This is a genomic window from Streptomyces pinistramenti (genome assembly GCF_020564935.1).
Classification (GTDB): Bacteria; Actinomycetota; Actinomycetes; order Streptomycetales; family Streptomycetaceae; genus Streptomyces; species Streptomyces pinistramenti.
Genome location: NZ_JAJCXB010000003.1, coordinates 33,624 through 52,758, shown reverse-complemented (window position 1 = coordinate 52,758; position 19,135 = coordinate 33,624). Strand labels below are relative to the sequence as shown.

The 19,135-nt window shown below is 67.8% G+C and carries 12 protein-coding genes and 2 pseudogenes; 5 read left to right on the top strand and 9 right to left on the bottom strand.

What is annotated here, in order from left to right; genetic code table 11:
• Nucleotides 1-181 precede the first annotated feature (181 nt).
• Nucleotides 182-2,632 (top strand): DNA gyrase/topoisomerase IV subunit A, encoded by a 2,451-nt coding sequence (locus tag LIU39_RS03215; protein ID WP_227044316.1) that lies wholly within the window; start codon nucleotides 182-184, stop codon nucleotides 2,630-2,632.
• A gap of 205 nt (nucleotides 2,633-2,837) precedes the next feature.
• On the opposite strand, the gene LIU39_RS03210 is transcribed toward LIU39_RS03215, so the two are convergent.
• A complete protein-coding gene (locus tag LIU39_RS03210; protein ID WP_227044315.1) occupies nucleotides 2,838-4,232 on the bottom strand; it encodes a CobW family GTP-binding protein in 1,395 nt (464 codons plus the stop codon).
• 541 nt (nucleotides 4,233-4,773) lie between these two features.
• Between LIU39_RS03210 and LIU39_RS03205 the strand changes: the two genes are divergently transcribed.
• The 3 genes and pseudogenes from LIU39_RS03205 to LIU39_RS03195 form a co-directional block, all read left to right on the top strand.
• Nucleotides 4,774-5,784 carry a ferredoxin family protein gene (locus LIU39_RS03205; RefSeq protein ID WP_227044312.1) on the top strand — a complete coding sequence of 337 codons (1,011 nt, stop codon included), beginning with the start codon at nucleotides 4,774-4,776 and terminating at the stop codon, nucleotides 5,782-5,784.
• Between the two features lie 635 nt (nucleotides 5,785-6,419).
• Nucleotides 6,420-8,044 (top strand): annotated as a pseudogene (locus LIU39_RS03200) (sensor histidine kinase); the annotation flags it as partial.
• A 79-nt stretch (nucleotides 8,045-8,123) separates the two neighbouring features.
• A pseudogene (locus LIU39_RS03195) lies at nucleotides 8,124-8,786 on the top strand (DUF7342 family protein); the annotation flags it as partial.
• A gap of 17 nt (nucleotides 8,787-8,803) precedes the next feature.
• On the opposite strand, the gene LIU39_RS03190 reads toward LIU39_RS03195, so the two are convergent.
• The 6 genes from LIU39_RS03190 to LIU39_RS03165 all read right to left on the bottom strand — a co-directional run bounded on the left by LIU39_RS03190 (nucleotide 8,804) and on the right by LIU39_RS03165 (nucleotide 15,644).
• Nucleotides 8,804-10,408, bottom strand: a complete 1,605-nt coding sequence (locus LIU39_RS03190; RefSeq protein ID WP_227044310.1) for a monocarboxylic acid transporter — start codon at nucleotides 10,406-10,408, stop codon at nucleotides 8,804-8,806.
• Nucleotides 10,405-10,902, bottom strand: a complete 498-nt coding sequence (locus tag LIU39_RS03185; protein WP_227044307.1) for a DUF485 domain-containing protein — start codon at nucleotides 10,900-10,902, stop codon at nucleotides 10,405-10,407. The genes LIU39_RS03190 and LIU39_RS03185 overlap by 4 nt, the downstream gene beginning before the upstream one ends.
• A gap of 107 nt (nucleotides 10,903-11,009) precedes the next feature.
• A complete protein-coding gene (locus LIU39_RS03180) occupies nucleotides 11,010-11,684 on the bottom strand; it encodes a response regulator transcription factor (RefSeq protein WP_227044305.1) in 675 nt (224 codons plus the stop codon).
• Nucleotides 11,681-12,847: a sensor histidine kinase gene (locus tag LIU39_RS03175; RefSeq protein ID WP_227044303.1), complete on the bottom strand. Its 1,167-nt coding sequence runs from the start codon at nucleotides 12,845-12,847 to the stop codon at nucleotides 11,681-11,683. Before LIU39_RS03175 ends, LIU39_RS03180 begins: the two co-directional genes overlap by 4 nt.
• Nucleotides 12,848-12,878: 31 nt before the next feature.
• Nucleotides 12,879-13,364: a CcdC protein domain-containing protein gene (locus LIU39_RS03170; RefSeq protein ID WP_227044302.1), complete on the bottom strand. Its 486-nt coding sequence runs from the start codon at nucleotides 13,362-13,364 to the stop codon at nucleotides 12,879-12,881.
• 159 nt (nucleotides 13,365-13,523) lie between these two features.
• Complete coding sequence (locus tag LIU39_RS03165; protein WP_227044300.1) at nucleotides 13,524-15,644, bottom strand: DNA gyrase/topoisomerase IV subunit B; 2,121 nt, start codon at nucleotides 15,642-15,644, stop codon at nucleotides 13,524-13,526.
• 446 nt (nucleotides 15,645-16,090) lie between these two features.
• Between LIU39_RS03165 and LIU39_RS03160 the strand changes: the two genes are divergently transcribed.
• Nucleotides 16,091-16,321: a DUF7455 domain-containing protein gene (locus LIU39_RS03160; RefSeq protein ID WP_227044298.1), complete on the top strand. Its 231-nt coding sequence runs from the start codon at nucleotides 16,091-16,093 to the stop codon at nucleotides 16,319-16,321.
• 124 nt (nucleotides 16,322-16,445) lie between these two features.
• Here LIU39_RS03160 and LIU39_RS03155 read toward each other — a convergent pair whose 3' ends face one another.
• Complete coding sequence (locus tag LIU39_RS03155; protein ID WP_227044296.1) at nucleotides 16,446-17,255, bottom strand: S1 family peptidase; 810 nt, start codon at nucleotides 17,253-17,255, stop codon at nucleotides 16,446-16,448.
• Nucleotides 17,256-17,389: 134 nt separating this feature from the next.
• The gene (locus tag LIU39_RS03150) at nucleotides 17,390-18,943 is read right to left on the bottom strand and encodes an RNA polymerase sigma factor (RefSeq protein WP_264482334.1); all 1,554 of its coding nucleotides are present in this window, start codon (nucleotides 18,941-18,943) and stop codon (nucleotides 17,390-17,392) included.
• Nucleotides 18,944-19,135 lie beyond the last annotated feature (192 nt).

Genomic DNA, 19,135 nt, shown 5'->3' with positions numbered 1-19,135 from the left:
GCGGGCCGGCTGAGGGGGAGTCGCGGTCGGCGTTGTCAGTGGGGCGGTCCACAATGGTCCGCGTCAGACTCAGGCAGACTCACCGGTCGATCCCCCAGCCGGTCGGACCGGCGGCTGTTCACCCAACGGCCGGCCGACCCCAACATCGGCAGTAGACGCAGCAGAAGGAGCCGCAGCCGCGATGGCCCGCCGCAGCACGAAGACCCCGCCGCCGCCGGACGACTTCGAGGAGCGCATCCTCGACATCGACGTCGTCGACGAGATGCAGGGTTCCTACCTCGAGTACGCGTATTCGGTCATCTACTCCCGCGCCCTGCCGGACGCCCGCGACGGGCTCAAGCCCGTGCACCGCCGCATCCTCTACCAGATGAACGAGATGGGCCTGCGGCCCGAACGCAGCTACGTCAAGTGCGCCCGGGTCGTCGGCGAGGTGATGGGCAAGCTCCACCCGCACGGTGACGCCTCCATCTACGACGCGCTGGTGCGGATGGCACAGCCGTTCTCGATGCGGCTGCCCCTGGTCGACGGCCACGGCAACTTCGGCTCGCTCGGCAACGACGACCCGCCCGCCGCGATGCGGTACACCGAGTGCCGGATGGCGTCGGCGACGTCCCTGATGACGGAGTCCATCGACGAGGACACCGTCGACTTCGCGCCGAACTACGACGGTCAGGAGCAGGAGCCGGTCGCCCTCCCTGCCGCGTACCCCAACCTCCTGGTCAACGGCGCGTCCGGCATCGCGGTGGGGATGGCGACGAACATGCCGCCGCACAACCTCGGCGAGGTGATCGCCGCGGCCCGCCACCTGATCAAGCATCCGAACGCCGATCTCGAAACCCTGATGCGCTTCGTGCCGGGGCCCGACCTGCCGACCGGCGGCCGGATCGTCGGCCTGAGCGGCGTACGGGACGCGTACGAGAAGGGCCGCGGCTCGTTCAAGATCCGCGCCACCTGCACCGTGGAGAACGTCACGGCACGCCGCAAGGGGCTGGTCATCACCGAACTCCCCTTCACCGTCGGGCCCGAGAAGGTCATCTCCAAGATCAAGGACCTGGTCGGTTCGAAGCGGCTGCAGGGCATCGCCGACGTCAAGGACCTCACCGACCGCGAGCACGGCCTGCGGCTGGTCATCGAGATCAAGAACGGCTTCAACCCGGAGGCCGTCCTGGAGCAGCTCTACAAACTGACGCCGGTGGAGGAGTCCTTCGGCATCAACAACGTCGCCCTGGTGGACGGCCAGCCACTGACGCTGGGCCTCAAGGAACTGCTGGAGGTCTACGTCGACCACCGCTTCAACGTGGTACGCCGCCGCAGCGAGTTCCGCCGTGCCAAGCGGCGCGACCGCCTCCACCTGGTGGAGGGCCTGCTCACCGCCCTCGTCGACATCGACGAGGTCATCCGGCTCATCCGGTCCAGCGAGAACAGCGCCCAGGCCAAGGAGCGGCTGATCGAGCGCTTCTCGCTCAGCGACATCCAGACGCAGTACATCCTCGACACCCCGCTGCGCCGGCTGACCAAGTTCGACCGCGTCGAGCTGGAGTCGGAGCGCGACCGCCTGCAGACGGAGATCGAGGAACTGACCCGCATCCTGGAGTCGGACACCGAGCTGCGCAAGCTGGTCTCCGGCGAACTGGCCGCCGTCGCCAAGAAGTACGGCACGGACCGCCGAACGGTGCTGCTGGAATCGGCAGGCACCTCGGTCGCCTCGGTGCCGCTGGAGGTCTCCGACGACCCGTGCCGGGTCCTGCTGTCGTCGACCGGGCTGCTGGCGCGCACGGCCGGCGGCGACGTGCCGTTCGACGCCGACGCCAAGCGTGTCAAGCACGACGCCATCGTCTCCGCGGTGCCGGCGACGACCCGCGGCGAGGTCGGTGCCGTGACGTCAACGGGCCGGCTGCTGCGCCTCCCTGTGATCGACCTGCCGCAGCTCCCGGACACCGCCGCGGCCCCCAGCCTCTCCGGCGGCGCCCCGCTCGCGGAATTCCTGACCCTGGAGGACGACGAGCAGCTGATCTGCCTGACGACGCTGGACGAGTCCTCGCCGGGCCTCGCCCTCGGCACCGAACAGGGCGTCGTCAAGCGGGTGGTGCCCGACTACCCGGCGCACAAGGACGAGTTGGAGGTCGTCACCCTCAAGGACGGTGACCGCATCGTCGGCGCCGTCGAGCTGCGCACCGGCGAGGAAGACCTGGTCTTCATCACCAACGAGGCCCAACTGCTGCGCTACCAGGCGGCACAGGTACGGCCACAGGGCCGCCCGGCAGGCGGCATGACGGGCATCAAGCTCGGTGAGGGCGCCAAGGTCATCGCATTCAGCGCGGTCGATCCGGCCGCCGACGCCATGGTCTTCACCATCGCCGGATCACACGGCACCCTGGACGACTCGGAGGCGACGGCCAAGCTGACGCCCTTCGACCAGTACCCGCGCAAGGGCCGGGCCACCGGCGGCGTGCGCTGTCAGCGCTTCCTCAAGGGCGAGGACTGCCTGACCTTCGCCTGGGCCGGAGCCGCACCGGCACACGCCGCGGACGCCAAGGGTTCCCCGGTGGACCTGCCCGAGGTGGACCCACGCCGGGACGGCTCGGGCGTGCCGCTCACCAAGGCGGTATCGGCGGTGGCGGGCCCGGTGTAGCCACCCGGCGGCGGAGGCCACACTGTGGCCGTTGGGCGGCCCACCCGTAGTACGGGCACCGCTCGACGGCCACGTCGTGGCCTCTGCTTCGTCTCCGTCGTCCGGCCTCCGTCCACGGGCTACACGGTGGCGGCTACTTGCTGCTGGGCGTTGTGCTGGGCATGCATCCCTGCGCTCCGGCCCCTGACCGCGGTCGCTCGGCCCTCTACGACTCGGCGGCTTCCTGGCCGGCGACATACCGCAGCACGCCCCACATGCTCCGCTCCAAAAAGTCGCCCTCCGGAGCGGCAGGATCATGTCCGACGGCGTCGGTGCCCGCGCTGTGCGGCACGACATCACCTGCCGCAACGAGGCGACAGCCCTCCAACTCCTTGCGCAGCGCCGCCGCATCAATCCCGATGCCGATCAGCACGAGCTGCGTACTGCGTACTTCGCCGCGCTCCCACGGCGACGGGTAGAACCGCAAGAAGTCGCCGACAGCGTGCAGGCCGAACTTCTGCCGGCTACCCGGGACATCGAAGTGGACGAACCCCTTGATGCGATACAGGCCGACGGGACGGCTGTCGAGAAAATCCATCAACCGACGTGGGTGCATCGACTGTTCCGACGTGAACTCCACGCTCTCGTAGGCGCTGTGCAGATGCCCTACGTGACAGCCGTCGGAACACGGCTCACCGGTGACGTGAGTGTGCCCCCCGTACGCATCTGAGCCGACATATCGACGGCGCCGATCCCGCTGCGCGTCCTGGCTGCCATGTGACTGCGACCCGCTGCCGGACGACTCTGCGTCGCCGCTCGGCTCGTCGCTGCACAAGGCGCTGCCATACGGGCTGCCGTCGCGCGAATCGTTACTGTGCGCATCGTTGTACCCGTACGCGGTCCAAAGGTCCGGTACGTAATCCGACGGACCGGCGCTGCCGGCAGCCGCCGTCCGGTAAGCAGCTGTCTCCCTCAGCAGGTCCTCGAACGACAGCTGGCGCACAGCCGCATCGTCAGCCTCACCTGGCCCGCGGTCGAAGAACAGCTCCGGATCGACCCGACCGTACGCCGCGCTGATCACCGGCCGCCCCGGGGCAAGCTCCGCGAGCGTGTCCCTGAGCCTCGCTCGCCTCGCGTCTTCGATGCGGTCGGCCTTGTTGAGGACGACGAGGTCAGCGATCGCCACATGACGGTCGAGCTCCGGGTGGCGGACCCGTGTCGCATCGAACTCTGCGGCATCGACGACCTCAACCAGCCCGCCGTAGACGATGCGGTCGTTCTCGCTGGCCAGGATCATGCGAATGAGTTCCTGCGGCTCAGCCAAGCCACTTGCCTCGATGACGATCACGTCGATACGAGCCGCCGGCCGGGCAAGGCGCTCCAGATAGTCGTCCAGTTCGCTGGTGTCGACAGCACAACACAGGCAGCCGTTGCCGAGCGACACCATCGAGTCCACTTGCCCGGCGACGGTCATCGCATCGATTTCGATGCTGCCGAAGTCGTTGACGATCGCACCGATACGCGTACCGTCGCCGGCGGCGAGCAGATGATTGAGCAGCGTCGTCTTGCCCGACCCCAGAAAGCCCGCGAGGACAACGACCGGAATCTGTTGCGTGGCCAAGGGATGCGCCTCCATGGTGGGCGCCGGACTGAGCTGCGGATGGCGGACCGTGCGAACCGGCGGCGAACGAGCTGCCGATCGTAACGGACCGCCGAAACCGAAACAGGCCCCATCCCCACCCGTACCTCTGGTTGTGGCGGCGCCCGCCTCCCTCTCACTCAGCGACCAGTACGACGCCCTACAACCTCTACCGGGACCACCACGCCCGTAAGAATGCCGACGTGAGGGAGAAGTCGGTACCGTGGCGCCGCCGGCCCACTATCAAGGGGCGAGCGGTTAGCTGCTCGTCATCGCTGCGCACCGAGCGTGATCAACGTCGGCGCTCCCGTTGCCTGCGGGTTTCCCGCGGCCCGCTGTCCCTGGGCCGCGTGGCAGAGGCTCTGCGCCGCTGACTCTTCCCGCCTCCCGCCGCGCGAAAACGATGGTGCTGACGTCCGGGTCGGGAACGTGTCCCACGACGTGTACCGCCTGCACCTGCTTGGGCACCGTCCGCCCGCCTACCCACATCCGACTCTCGACCAGGCAGGTTAGGCTCACCTTTGTGAGCACCTGCACCACCGCTTCCCTCGAAGCGGCCGAATCCTTGGCCGGAACCGCGGCTACGGCCCGAACCTGGCTGCTTATCGAGCAGCCCGGCCCGTGGGGCGAAAAGGCGCTTACGGACAGCCACCTCGACCCGCACATCGGCCGAGCTCTGGAAACCGCGACAGCAGGTACCGGAGTCCGTGTCGCCCTCATCCGAAGGCCTGGACGACATGCCGACGGCCACGGAGCGTTCTCCCGACGGCTCTTCCTCGCGCACACCGCGCCAGGCTGCTCCTGGATCCGTACGACGACGGCCACCGATCTGAAGGATGCGCTCCGACTGGATTTCGCCGCCCTGGGGTTCGGCGATCATGGCGGGCTTTGGAGCCCGCACACGGGCGACCCCGTGGTCCTCGTCTGCACCAACGGCAAGCGGGACCGTTGCTGTGCCGTCCTCGGGCGTCCGCTCGCCGCTGAGCTCCACTCCAGCGGGGTCGACACCTGGGAGGTCACCCACATCGGGGGCCACCGATTCGCGCCCACGCTCTTTGTACTCCCCCACGGCTACGCCTACGGTCGCGCCTCGGCCCAGTTGGTCAAGACCGCCGTGGAAGCGGCGCGCAACGGCAGGGTCACGCTCGACCACTGCAGGGGCCGGTCCGCTTGGGATCGGCCTGGCCAGGCCGCCGAGATCGCCGTCCGCGGCCTTCTGGGGGAGGATCGGGCGGACGCACTCGACGTCGTACGGGCCGACTCGATGCGGCCCGAATCGAGGAGTGCCGGCAACACGCCTCCCGGCGACGGCGCCTCCGCGGGACATACCCCGGTCTGGACCGTGTCCGTCGCGCACTCCGACGGACGCATGTGGCGGGTCGCGGTCGAGCAACGGTCCGATGGAGCTCCGGCGCCCGCGAGCTGTGGCGCCCTGTTCGGCCCACCTACGCGTATGGCCGTGACCGACATCGCTGCTGTTCCTGGCAACCCGGCCATGCCCCAGATCGACTCGCCTACCCTTCCGATCGCCTGACTCACAGGGATCGACCAAGCGGCCAACTCCCTTGGCGGCGCCCGGCCGACGCGCCGTCTGCCCGATAGCGCCAGGACGTCTCCCATCTCGCATGCAGGCAACCCCGATGGCCAGCCCCAGCGCCATCGCCAGCCCCAAGCCGAAAGCCGAGGCCGCCACGTGCACGTCCCAGCCCTTCCACGCAACGCTCCGCAACTGTGTCACCACAGGCCCCGTTCCCCCGCCGACTTCATCGTTTCCAGCTCTTCTCCGCTCCGGCCGCTTCCGGCTCCCTGGCCGGACCGCGAACGCTTTCACCTCACACCCGCGAGACTAAGTCCTCACGATGTGTAGCCGGAAGGGCTGTGGATAACTCACCGAGCCCCGCCGAAGATCACTCAAAGTCGTGCCTCCATTGCTGCACGAGCACCTTCTGAAAGCCTTTGCACTGCATTACCGAGCCAGTCGCTGAGACGCTTACTGTCCGTTCATATGGGCGAGAAGGAAGCACCAGCTCCGCTCCCGAGAGCCACAGGGCTCTCGGACTCCGCACCATTTTCCCGGTCCCGTGTGCCCCGATGGAGCCGCGGCCAGTGAGCCACACAGCGCTGCTCGGCCGCTTTCAGGCATGACCTCGACCGGTGATCAATCTGCGGGTGACGCCGGCCGAACCGCCGCCCGCAAGCGCCCCACGCCTGGGATGGCCACGCCGCGTGTTCTCCCAGGTGCTGATGATGCAGCTGGCGATCACCACCGGCGTCACGGGGCTGGCAATCGGGCTGTTCCTCCTCACCACCGAACTCGACAATCAAGCGATGCACCGCCCTGGCAATTGCGCAATCCACCGCAGCCGAACCCCGCCTGGACGACGCTCTGGTGGCCTCGCGACCGACGCCTCACTGCCCCGTCCAGAATGCAGCCGAACGAATCCGTACCGCGACCGGCACCGAATACGTGGTGGTCATGAACGAGCACGGTATGCGGTGGTCACACACTGATCCCGACGAGATCGGACATCACGTCTCCACCGACCCCAGCGCCGCACTGTCAGGCCGCAACATCATGCAGATCGACGAGAAAACACCCTTGGAAGGTCCCCTTGCGGGACGATAACGGCAAGATCATCGGTGCAGTATCGGTTGGCATCGCGTACGAGAGCGTGCACGAACGGCTGTTGTCACCCGTCCCTCAACTACTAGCCTACGCAGGCGACGCCTTGGCTGTGGGCACCCTGGCCGCCTACCTTGTGTCCTGCCGTCACCAGCACCGCACCCACGACTTGGCGTTCTCCGACATCTCCGCCCTGCTCAGCGCACGTGAGGCGATGCTGCACGGCATCCGAGAAGGCTTCCTCGCTCTCGACCGGCACAGCCGGATCCGCCTGATGAACGACGAGGCGCAACGGCTCCTGGAGCTACGCACCGAGGACACCGGTCGTCCCTTGGGCACCGTGCTCCCCCGGCCGTACGGCAGACGTGTTGACCGGCCGGGTGTCTGGAACAGACCTGCTAGCCGTCAGCGGGCAGCGCGTGCTCGTCACCAACCGCATGCCAACCGACGACGGCGGTGCCGTTGTCACCCTGCGCGACCGTACCGAGCTGGAACGGTCGGAGCGTGAGTTGGATGGCACCCGTGGGCTGATCGACGCCCTCCGGGCGCAGGTCCACGAGCATGCCAATCGTCTGCACACGCTCCTCGGCCTGCTGGAGCTGGGCCTTCATCAGGAGGCCGCCGACGTCGTCATGCAAGCTGTCGGGTACATCGGGCAACAGCTGAGCAGGTCACCGAGCGCATTCACGACCCGCTCCTCGCTGCCCTCATGGTGGGCAATGCGACTGTCGCCGCCGAACGGGGCGCTTCGCTCAACATCTCCACCAACACGCGCCTCCCCAACCAACTGATAGATCCGCAGAGCCTCGTGACCGTTCTCGGCAACCTGCTGGACAACACTCTGGATGCGACGGCTACTGCACACGACGCTCAGCTGAAAGCGGAGGTACACGCCGAAGGCCGGACCGCGATCGTCCAGGTCTGCGACAACGATCCGGGCGTTCCCGAGGCGCAGCGCGCGGAGATCTTCACCGAAGGCTGGACAACGAAGGATCCACCAGCCCACGGTCGGCGTGGCATCGGTTTGGCGCTGACGCGCCGGCTCGCCGAGCGTTACGGGGGCAGGGCAGAGGTTGGTGAACTCCTCAGTGGCGGAGCGAGGTTCACTGTCACTCTCCCCGACGCCCTCTCCGACCCGCTTCCCGCCCCGCATACCGCGGCCGCCCCGGGACAGTCACGGAAACCCACACTCCTGATAGCGGCGAGGATGACGCACCCGCCCACTCCGGCAGCGCCACGGGAACCGGCCGGTGATCGACGTACCGGTCGTGGAGGACGATGTGCGCGTCGCGGAGATCAATGCCGCGTACGTCGCCAAGGTTCCGGGTCAGTCGCATGGCGCACACCTTGGCCGACGCACGGACGGCTCTGGACGCGCGCCCCGTGGATCTGGTCCTCCTGGACCACTACCTGCCCGATGAAACGGGCCTCCACCTGGTGAGTGCCCTACGCTGGTGTGGCCTGCTGACCGACGTCATCATGGTGACGGCGACTCGTGACATCACGATGGTTCAGGCAGCGATGCGTCATGGTGCGCTGCAGTATCTCGTGAAGCCGTTCACGTTTGCCGGCCTGCGCTCCAAGCTGGAGGGCTACGCAACGCTGCATCGCGTTTTCGAGGGCGGCGAGCAAGCGGAGCAGTCCGAAGTGGACCGGATCTTCGGCGCGTTGAGCACTTCCGGTGCGAGCCCAGCAGAACTGCCCAAAGGGCATTCCGTAGCCACCGCCGATCGTGTGCGATCCGTGCTGCGGACCGCCGACGCCCCGCTCTCCGCTCAGGACGTAGCCGTGCAGGCAGGCTTCAGCAGGCAGACGGCGCAGCACTATCTCAAGCTGCTCGAACGGACCGGCGCGTCCGTCTCACCCTCAGGTATGGCGAGACCGGACGCCCCGAGCACCGCTACGCGTGGGTGCAGGCCAAGGCTCGCACCTACGCTGCTCCTGCCCCGGTCAATGCCCGCACTTCGGTCTCCGCGTGCCGGGCCGCGTCGGCCGGTTCCGAGGAAGCCACAGTCCCCAGCCATCCCATGAGGAAGCCCAGCGGAATCGATACGACACCGGGGTTCTCCAGGGGGAAGAGCTGGAAGTCCAGTCCGGGGAAGATCGCTGTCGGGCTGCCGGAAACCACCGGCGAGAGAACCACGAGCACGATGGCCGGAACCAGGCCGCCGTACACGGACCAGACGGCGCCCTTGGTCGTGAACCGGCGCCAGAAGAGCGCATAGAGCAGTACCGGCAGGTTGGCCGATGCCGCCACGGCGAAGGCCAGCCCGACCAGGAATGCCACATTCAGGTCCTGGGCGAGCAGGGCAAGGGCGATGGCCACCGCGCCGACTGCGACAGCCGCGACCCGTGCCACGGTGACCTCGCTGTGCACCCGTCCCGGCTTCGTCCGACGGCTGCGCCGGAGTGTTGCGTAGAGGTCGTGTGCCACAGAGGCCGACGAGGCGAGTGTGATGCCGGCGACGACGGCCAGGATGGTGGCGAAGGCGACGGCCGCCACCACGGCGAACAGCACCGTGCCGCCCGTGGAGCCGGCGCCGCCGCCCAGGTCCAGGGCAAGCAGCGGAACGGCGGTGTTGCCCGAGCTGTTGGAGACGCGCACCGCATCGCTGCCGAGTACCGCCGCCGCTCCGAAGCCGAGCACGATCGTCATCAGGTAGAACCCGCCGATCAGGCCGATGGACCAGATGACGGACCGGCGGGCGGCACGCGCCGTGGGGACGGTGTAGAAGCGGGACAGGATGTGCGGCAGCCCGGCCGTTCCGAGGACCAGTGCGAGGCCGAGGCTGATGAAGTCCAGCCGTTCCGTCCAGCCACCGCCGTATTTGAGGCCCGGAGCGAGGAAGTCCCTCCCGTGGCCGCTGCGTTCGGCGGCGGTCGTCAGGAGGGTGTTGATGTCACCGTGGAAGCGGGTGAGTACCAGGACGGTCATTGCGATGGCACCGCCCATGAGGAGCACGGCTTTGACGATCTGGATCCAGGTGGTGGCCCGCATGCCTCCGCAGGCGACATAGACGACCATGAGGGCGCCGACGCCGACCACCATCCAGGCACGTTCCTGTGCACCCGCGCCTTCCAGCAGCAGAGCGACGAGGCTGCCGGCGCCAACCATCTGGGCGACCAGGTAGAGCACGGAGACAGTGACCGACGCGGTTCCGGCGGCGATGCGTACGGGGCGTTCGCGCATCCTGGCGGCCAGAACGTCGGCGAGGGTGAACCGGCCGCAGTTGCGGACGAGTTCGGCGACGAGGAACAGCACGACCAGCCAGGCGACGAGGAATCCCACGGAGTAGAGGAGGCCGTCGTAACCGAAGAGGGCGATGAGCCCGGAGATACCGAGGAAGGACGCGGCCGACATGTAGTCGCCGGCGATGGCGAAGCCGTTCTCCAGCGGGGAGAAGAGCCGGCCGCCGGCGTAGAACTCCTCCGCTGAGCCGTGCCGCCGGCGGCTCACCCAGGTGGTGATGCCGAGGGTGACGGCGACGAACACGCTGAACAGGATCAGGGCCAGAGACTGGTGGTCGCCGGTCAACGGAGGTTTCCTCCCGTCAGCTCCTGGGTCTCCCAGCGAATGTCCAGCGCGGCATTGTCCCGGCGGAGGCGGGCGTGGCGCGCGTAGGCCCAGGTGAGGAAGAACGTGGTGATGAACTGGCCGAGGCCGGCCAGCATCGCGACGTTGACGGCTCCGATGACGTGGAGGGCCATGAGGTGCGGTGCGGCCGTCGCGGCGATGACGTAGGCGAGATACCAGACCAGGAAGAGGACTGTGGCCGGGATGACGAAGCCCCGGTAGCGGCGGCGCACTTCTTGGAAGGCGGCGCTGCGCTGCACGGCGAGGTACACCTCGTCGTGCTCCGCTGACCTCGGTTTCGGCACCGGTGCAGCTGCCGACGCGGCATGTGTTTCGTATCCGTAGTCCGTCGGGTAGTCCAACTCGTCCCACCTAAGGGCGAGTGCGTCGCTCCAGGGGTCGTCGAGCGGTCCGACCTCTGGCTCTGCGGCCGTGCGGCCGTCGTGCTTGTCCACCGAACACTCCTTGTCGCACGGGCATGTTGACCGTGTGCGTCAAGGATGGACAGAAAGGAAGTTCCTGGACTCTTCCTTCCGTATCCTTCACCCCATCAGGTGATGGTTTACCTGGGTGGCTGCGCGAGGCCGTGACGGTACGCGTAGTGGATCGCTTGTGCGCGGTCCCTCAGCCCCGCTTTGCCGAAGAGGTTGTTGATGTGGGTCTTCACCGTGGCAGTGGAGACGTGCAAGGTGCGCGCGATCTCCGGGTTCGACTGCCCCTCGGCAACGAGCCGCAGCACTTCGACCTCGCGTGCGGTCAGGCCGTCGGGCGGTTCGTCCGCAGGTTGCGGCAGGTCACGTACGGGTTCCGCGAAGCGCTCCAGCAGTCGTCGTTGGATCTTGGGCGACAGGCCGGCTTCCCCGGACAGCACATCGTCGATGGCCCGGACGATTTCGTCGCCGTCCGCGTCTTTGGTGAGGTATCCGCGGGCTCCGGCCTGCAGCGCGGGGAAGAGCGAGTCGTCGTCGGCGTACGTGGTGAGCACCACCACCTGCGTGCCCGGGTGGTCCGCCCGGATGCGGCGGGTGGCTTCGACGCCGTCGCAGCGGGGCATCCGCAGGTCCATCAGGACGACGTCCGGGGCGAGTTCGGCGACCATGCGGACGGCTTCCTCGCCGTCCGGGGCGGATCCCACGACTTCGACACCCGGCAGCAGTCCCAGCAACATCACGATTCCCTCGCGCACCACGGTCTGATCGTCCGCGACCACCACGCGCGCCACCGGCCGCGCCGTCATGCGGGCACCTGCAACCGCACCACGAAACCCTCCTTGCCGGGGCCGGATTCCAGCGTTCCACCGAGAAGTTCGGCGCGCTCCCGCATCCCCAGGAGACCGTACCCGGACCCACTGTTGGCCAGTTCTCCGGGCTTGACGCGCCCTCCCGAGTTCCGCACCTCCAGGACGACGCTGCTTTCCGCATACTCCAGGAGGACGTTCACCCGGGCACCCGGGGCGTGTTTGCGTACGTTCGTCAGCGCCTCCTGGGCGACCCGGCGAACCGCGAGCCCGGCTTCCGGTGACAGCGTGCGGCGCTCCCCCGCCACGGCCAGCTGCGCGCCCTCAGCGGTCGTCAAACCGCGCAGGAAGTCCTCGGCCGGGGCCATCTCCCCGCGGAGCGCCGACAGCGCTTCACGGGTGCCGTCCAAGCCCTCACGGGCCATCCCCCGGCACGCCACCACCCGTTCGAGGATCTGGTCGCGGTCCGCCTCCAGATCGGTGCTGCGGTGGATGAGGAGCCTCGCCGCCTCCAGGTGGACCAGTTGTGCGCTCAGGCTGTGGGCGAGGACGTCGTGGATCTCGCGCGCGATGCGGCCGCGTTCGGCGAGCGCCGCCGTCTCGGCCTCGGCTTTGCGCGCGGCGCGTTCCTGCGCAAGCAGCCGGTGAGCGTTGCCGCGCGCCTCCGAGTCCAGTCGCATCACGTAGCCGGCGAGGGCGAGTCCCACCGTCGTCGTGATGGTGGTGAGCCAGCTGTCGTTGTTGACGGCGGCGTAGGCGCCGAGCGCGGTGGCGAAGCATATGACGGCAGCGCCGAGTGGCAGCCGTTCCATCGCGGTGACCGCGCAGCCACACCACAGGACCAGCGCGGGCAGCGACGCCCCTGCGGCGTGGAGGACGAGTGCGCCGAGTTCCATGGCCAGCAGCAGCCCGAGGGAGGGCCACAACTGCCGGCGCAGGGTCAGCCGGTAGAAGCCGCGGAACGCCAGTACACCCAGCACGATCCCGGCGACGCCGATGACCATGCCCCGGACGTGGAACTCCGACCGCACCATGGTCACCCACAGGAGGACGGCGAGCAGGACGACGCGGATGATCCGGCCGATCCACCTGCGGGCATCGGTCACGCCCTCACGGGAGAGCGACTCCCGCAGGGGCCAGCTCGTCCAGGAGTTCAACGGCACACACGGTCCTTCCGGTGGGTGGCGACGTTTCTCAGCCACCAACAGGAACACGGTACGTGGGCAGTGCGGACCGAGCCTTCCAGACCGTGATTCCACTGCGGGTCAGCAGCATGGCGGCGACGGACAGCATCGTGGCGGGCGTGCCCTGGTGGACGCCCATGAGCACGCCGACGCCGACCACGCCGAGGCGTACGGCCAGTCCGGCGAGCCAGACGAACACCGTCGCCCGGCCGCCCTTCGTCCAGACGGCGCCGTCCTCGTCGGTCCACATCTTGGTTGTCCAGGCCCAGGCCGCTCCGCCGGCCAGGCCGATGAGGAGGCCGACGACGAGCAGCACGACGGAGGCGGCTTGATGTGCGGGGTCCAGGAGGCCGGGCTCGCGCAGCGCCAGCACGGTGAGGACGACGGGAATCAGCCACCACTTCTTGCTGTCGGACACCCGCTGCGCCTGGAACTGGCGGACGAGGACGATCGCGACCACCGCGACGATCACAACGATGTTGAGCAAGCCGCTCATGGCCTGAGCCTCCGTGGGACGACGAAATACGACGTCTCCGACGCTACGGAGCGAGCCCTTCCGGTGGATCGGAGCCAGGGTGGGGAGGAGGTGGAAAACGCGGAGGGCGTTTCTCCACCCGCGGGTGGAGAAACGCCCTCCGGGGCGGCCGGTGACGGCTCAGGTGTCGATGCGCGACCGGTCCAGCGTGGACGCGGAGTTGGTGATGAATTCCTTGCGGGGCGCGACTTCGTTGCCCATCAGGAGGTCGAACGCCTTCTCCGCCGCTTCGAGATCGCTGATGTTGATCCGCCGCAGGGTGCGGTGCCGCGGGTCCATGGTGGTCTCGGCGAGCTGGTCGGCGTCCATCTCGCCCAAGCCCTTGTACCGCTGGATGCTGTCCTTGTAGCGGATGTTCTTACGCTGGAGTTCGAGCAGCGTCTGGCGCAGTTCGTTGTCGGAGTACGTGTAAATGTACTTGTCCTGGCCCTTTTTGGGATTGATCCGTTCGACGCGATGCAGCGGCGGAACAGCGGAGAAGACCCGGCCCTGTTCGACCATCGGCCGCATGTAGCGCTGGAACAGCGTCAGCAGCAGGCAGCGGATGTGGGCGCCGTCGACGTCTGCGTCGGCAAGGAAGATGACCTTGCCGTAACGGGCGGTGTCGATGTCGAAAGTACGGCCGGATCCAGCCCCTATGACCTGGATGATGGACCCGCATTCAGCGTTCTTCAGCATGTCCGAAATCGATGACTTCTGGACATTCAGGATCTTGCCACGAATCGGCAGCAGCGCCTGGAACTCCGAATTCCGCGCCAGTTTCGCCGTACCGAGCGCCGAGTCGCCCTCGACGATGAACAGTTCACTGCGGTCGACGTCGTCGCTGCGGCAGTCGGCGAGCTTGGCCGGCAGCGAGGAGGACTCCAGCGCCGTCTTCCGGCGCTGCGCCTCCTTGTGCTGGCGGGCCGCGATGCGCGTACGGGCCGCGGCCACGACCTTCTCCAGGACTGCCCGCGCCTGCTGCTTCGCATCCCGCTTGGTGGACGTCAGGAATGCCTTCAGTTCCTTGCTGACCACCTGGGCGACGATCCGGGACGCGGCAGAGGTGCCGAGCACCTCCTTGGTCTGCCCCTCGAACTGCGGCTCGGCCAGCCGCACGGTCACCACAGCGGTGAGGCCCTCCATGGCGTCATCCTTGACGACGTCGTCCTCGGCGACCCTCAGAAGCTTGCTGGACCGGAGCGCTTCATTGACGGTCTTGGCGATCGACCGCTCGAAGCCGGAGACATGCGTGCCGCCCTTGGGTGTCGCGATGATGTTGACGAAGGACCTGACCGTCGCGTCATAGCCGGTCCCCCAGCGCAGCGCGATGTCGACACCCAGTTCCCGGGTGACCTCGGTCGGTGTCATGTGACCGCGGTCGTCGAGTACCGGCACGGTCTCCTTGAACGTGCCCTGGCCGGTCAGCCGCAGCACGTCGCACACGGCCTTGTCCTGCGCGAGGTACTTGCAGAATTCGCTGATGCCACCGTCGTAGCGGAAGGTCTCTTCCGTCTTGCCTGCGCCCTCGATGCCGCGTTCGTCGCGGACGACGAGGGTCAGGCCGGGCACCAGGAAGGCCGTCTGGCGGGCCCGCGCGTACAGCGTCTCCAGGGAGAGCTTGGCGTCCTTGAGGAAGATCTGGCGGTCCGCCCAGTAGCGCACCCGGGTGCCGGTCTTCGCCTTGGCGACCCGCTTGCCCTTGAGCAGGCCGTTGCCCGGATCGAACGGGGCGTCCGGGCCGGATTCGGTGAAGATCCCGGGGACGCCTCGGCGGAAGCTGATCGAGTGGGTCTTGCTGTTGCGGTCCACCTCGACGTCAAGGCGCGCGGAGAGGGCGTTGACGACCGATGCGCCGACGCCGTGCAGGCCGCCCGACGCGGCATAGGAGCCGCCGCCGAACTTGCCGCCCGCATGCAGTTTGGTCATCACGACCTCGACGCCGCTGAGCCCGGTCTTGGGCTCGACGTCGACAGGGATGCCGCGGCCGTTGTCACGGACCTCCACCGAACCGTCGTCGTGGAGGATCACCTCGATGTGGTCGCAGTAGCCGCCCAGCGCCTCATCGACGGAATTGTCGATGATTTCCCACAGGCAGTGCATCAGGCCACGGCTGTCCGTCGAGCCGATGTACATGCCGGGGCGCTTACGGACGGCCTCCAGCCCCTCGAGGACGAGCAGATGCCGCGCGGTGTAGTTGGAACCGTCCCGGTCTGCCCCGGTCAGCACTGCGGTGGACGGCACGGACATCTCGGCGGTCACGCGGTTCGCTCCTCGCTGAATTTCTGGCAGTCCGCATTCCGCGGACTCTGTTGGTGGCGGTGTCGCCGGTCAGAGGGTACCGAGGCCCAGTAGAGCCGATGCGACGCCACCCGTAAGCGCTCCCATGCTAGTAGAATTTCGATCGTTCGTTCGATCCCTCGATGGGGTGAGGCCGAGGTGACGTGAACATCACGTTCCCTTCGAGGCATGAACCATTTAGGCTCCGGGCACGTCCTCATCAACGACCGGCAAGCCAGCCGGGAGGACAAACCCCAGCAACCAACGTGAATCAGACCACCACGCAATACGGCTCATTCGCCGCCACCCGGCAGCACCCGGCCCTCCTCGGAGAAATTTTTCGAGGAATAGGCACGAGCGGGAACGTTTTCGGCCTGGTTGGATGTTGACCCTGGTACGACAGCTCGTCGAGCTAGAGAAGAGGCGACGTGACTACTGTTCTGACACCCGCGAGCCCGCTGACGGCCGCTGACCGCTGCGACCGCTGCGGCGCCCAGGCATACCTGCGCGTCGTCCTGATGTCCGGCGGAGAACTGCTCTTCTGCGCCCACCACGGTCGCAAGTTCGAGCCAGAACTCAAGAAGATCGCCGCGGAAATACAGGACGAGACGGAGCGGCTGACCGCCACTCCGGCGTCTGCGACCGAAGAGGACCGCTGACACATCGCATCCACGACGACGAGCGAGTAGCGGCCCAGTGCCGTGTTGCGGGCGGCTTCCCCGGCACAACCGGGGAGACCGCCCGCACTCGTACGCTCACACGCTGCGCGGCAGCTCCGGGCTCTCAGCCGGCACCGTGTGCGGCGACTTCCGGGATCAGTCCGGATGCGCGCGTATAGACCCCGGGATTGCCCCGCTTTCCACAGCCGGTCCCCCAGGACACCAGCCCCACCAGGCGGCCCTGCACGACCAGCGGCCCCCCGCTGTCGCCCTGGCAGGCATCCCGCCCGCCCTGCGGCTCACCCGCGCACAGCATCGACGCGGCCTTGTACGTGCCGTCGGCGCCCCCGGGGTACGCCCGCGCACACTCCGAGTCCGGCAGCACGTTCACCCGCGCAGACCGCAACCGCGTCGCATAGCTACCCTCCCCGGTGGTGTCGCCCCACCCGTAGACGGCGGCAGCGGTGCCCGCCTCATAGGCGTCGGAGTCGCCATCGGCTATCGGGATCGCCCGGTTGGTCACCGGCTTCTCCAGGGTGAGCACCGCCATGTCGCTCTCGTTCGTCCAGCTGTCGTACCGCGGACTGATCCAGACCCTCGTCGCCTTCAGCTCCTGTCCGCCGGCGCGGGCGAGATCCTCCCTGCCGACGATGACCCGCAGATCGCGTACCTTCCGCCAGGGCACGCCCAGCACTTCTTCGCTCAGGCAGTGCGCCGCCGTGACGACGGTTCTGCGGCCGACCAGCACGCCGCCGCAGAACTGCCCGGAGCGTTCACCGCCAAAGCGGTCCTGGGACGCCAGAGCCACCACCCAGGGGCTCTGTGTGACCTGTACGGGCTGACCGCCGACCACCGATCCGTCAGCGGCCGCCGTCACCGGCATGGCAAGGACCAGCGCGAGGGCTCCGGGTACGGCACGGAGAAACGGGCGCATACGAGCTCCTGACTCTGAGGCATCGATCGCCCACCAAGAGTGACCCAAACGGCCGCGTTCCGCACCCGGGCAGCCGCGAGCCCGGCCCTCCCGCGAAGGGAAGACCGGGCTCGCAGCTGTCCGTGCCGGATCTGCTAGTCGAGGTAGTCGCGCAGCACCTGGGAGCGCGACGGGTGACGCAGCTTCGACATGGTCTTGGACTCGATCTGGCGGATCCGCTCACGCGTGACGCCGTAGACCTTGCCGATCTCGTCCAGCGTCTTGGGCTGGCCGTCGGTGAGGCCGAAGCGCATCGAGACCACACCGGCCTCGCGCTCGGAGAGCGTGTCCAGGACCGAGTGCAGCTGCTCCTGCAGAAGCGTGAAGCTGACCGCGTCGGCCGGGACGACCGCCTCGGAGTCCTCGATGAGGTCACCGAACTCGCTGTCGCCGTCCTCGCCCAGCGGGGTGTGCAGCGAAATCGGCTCGCGACCGTACTTCTGGACCTCGATGACCTTTTCAGGGGTCATGTCGAGCTCCTTGGCCAGCTCCTCCGGGGTGGGCTCACGGCCCAGGTCCTGGAGCATCTGGCGCTGTACGCGCGCGAGCTTGTTGATGACCTCGACCATGTGGACGGGGATACGGATGGTGCGGGCCTGGTCGGCCATGGCGCGGGTGATGGCCTGGCGAATCCACCACGTCGCGTAGGTCGAGAACTTGTAGCCCTTGGTGTAGTCGAACTTCTCGACCGCACGGATCAGGCCGAGGTTGCCCTCCTGGATCAGGTCCAGGAAGAGCATGCCGCGGCCCGTGTACCGCTTGGCCAGCGAGACGACCAGTCGGAGGTTGGCCTCCAAGAGGTGGTTCTTGGCCCGGCGGCCGTCCTGGGCGATGATCTCCAGCTCGCGCTTGAGCTTGGGAGCGATCTTCTCCTCGGTGGCCAGCTTGTCCTCGGCGAACAGGCCGGCCTCGATGCGCTTGGCGAGCTCGACCTCCTGCTCGGCGTTGAGGAGCGGGACCTTGCCGATCTGCTTGAGGTAGTCCTTCACCGGGTCGGCAGTGGCTCCGGCCGCGGCGACCTGCTGTGCCGGGGCGTCGTCCTCGTCGTCGTCGGACAGGACGAAACCGGCCGCCTCGGTGCCTTCGGCGGCCTCGGGAGCGTCGCCCTTGGCGGGTGACGGGGTCTCCTCGGCCGCGTCGTCGTCGAGCAGCTCGTCGACGTCCTTCTTGGCCGCCGTCTTCTTAGCGGTCGCCTTCTTGGCCGTGGCCTTCTTGGCAACCGTCTTCTTGGCCGTGGCCTTCTTCGCCACGACCTTCTTGGCAGGCGCGGCCTCCGACTCACTGGACGGCTCGTCCCCCAGGGGGGCGGCCGCCGCGGTGGCCTTCTTCACCGTGGCGGCCTTCGCCGCGACGGTCTTGGTGGCGGTGCGCTTTGCCGGACTCTTCGCTGCGACGCTCTTGCGGGTGCGCTTGGGCGCCTCTGCGGCACTGACCATCAGCGTCACACCCTCCTCGTCGAGGATCTGATTGAGGCTGCGCAGAACGTTCTTCCACTGGGTTGGCGGAATCTGGTCAGCCTCGAAGGCCCGACGCACGTCATCGCCGGCGATCTGCCCATCAGCCTTTCCCCGCTCGATGAGCGCCATCACAGACTCGGACTCGGCGATCTCCGGCGGGAGCGTACGGGATGTGCTGGCCGACACGAACAACCTCTCGGAACGATGGAAACGGCTTCCGACCCCGTCCAGTGTGGACCGGAGCCGACGACCGCCGGTGGGGATGGACCGACGGCGCAAGGGCAACCGGGGAGTTGAACAGCGTCACGAACGCCGCTCGCATTCCCTCCTCGGCTATCACCTCTTAAGTCATCGCGCTTCCCGGAAGAGCGTTACGCCCAATCT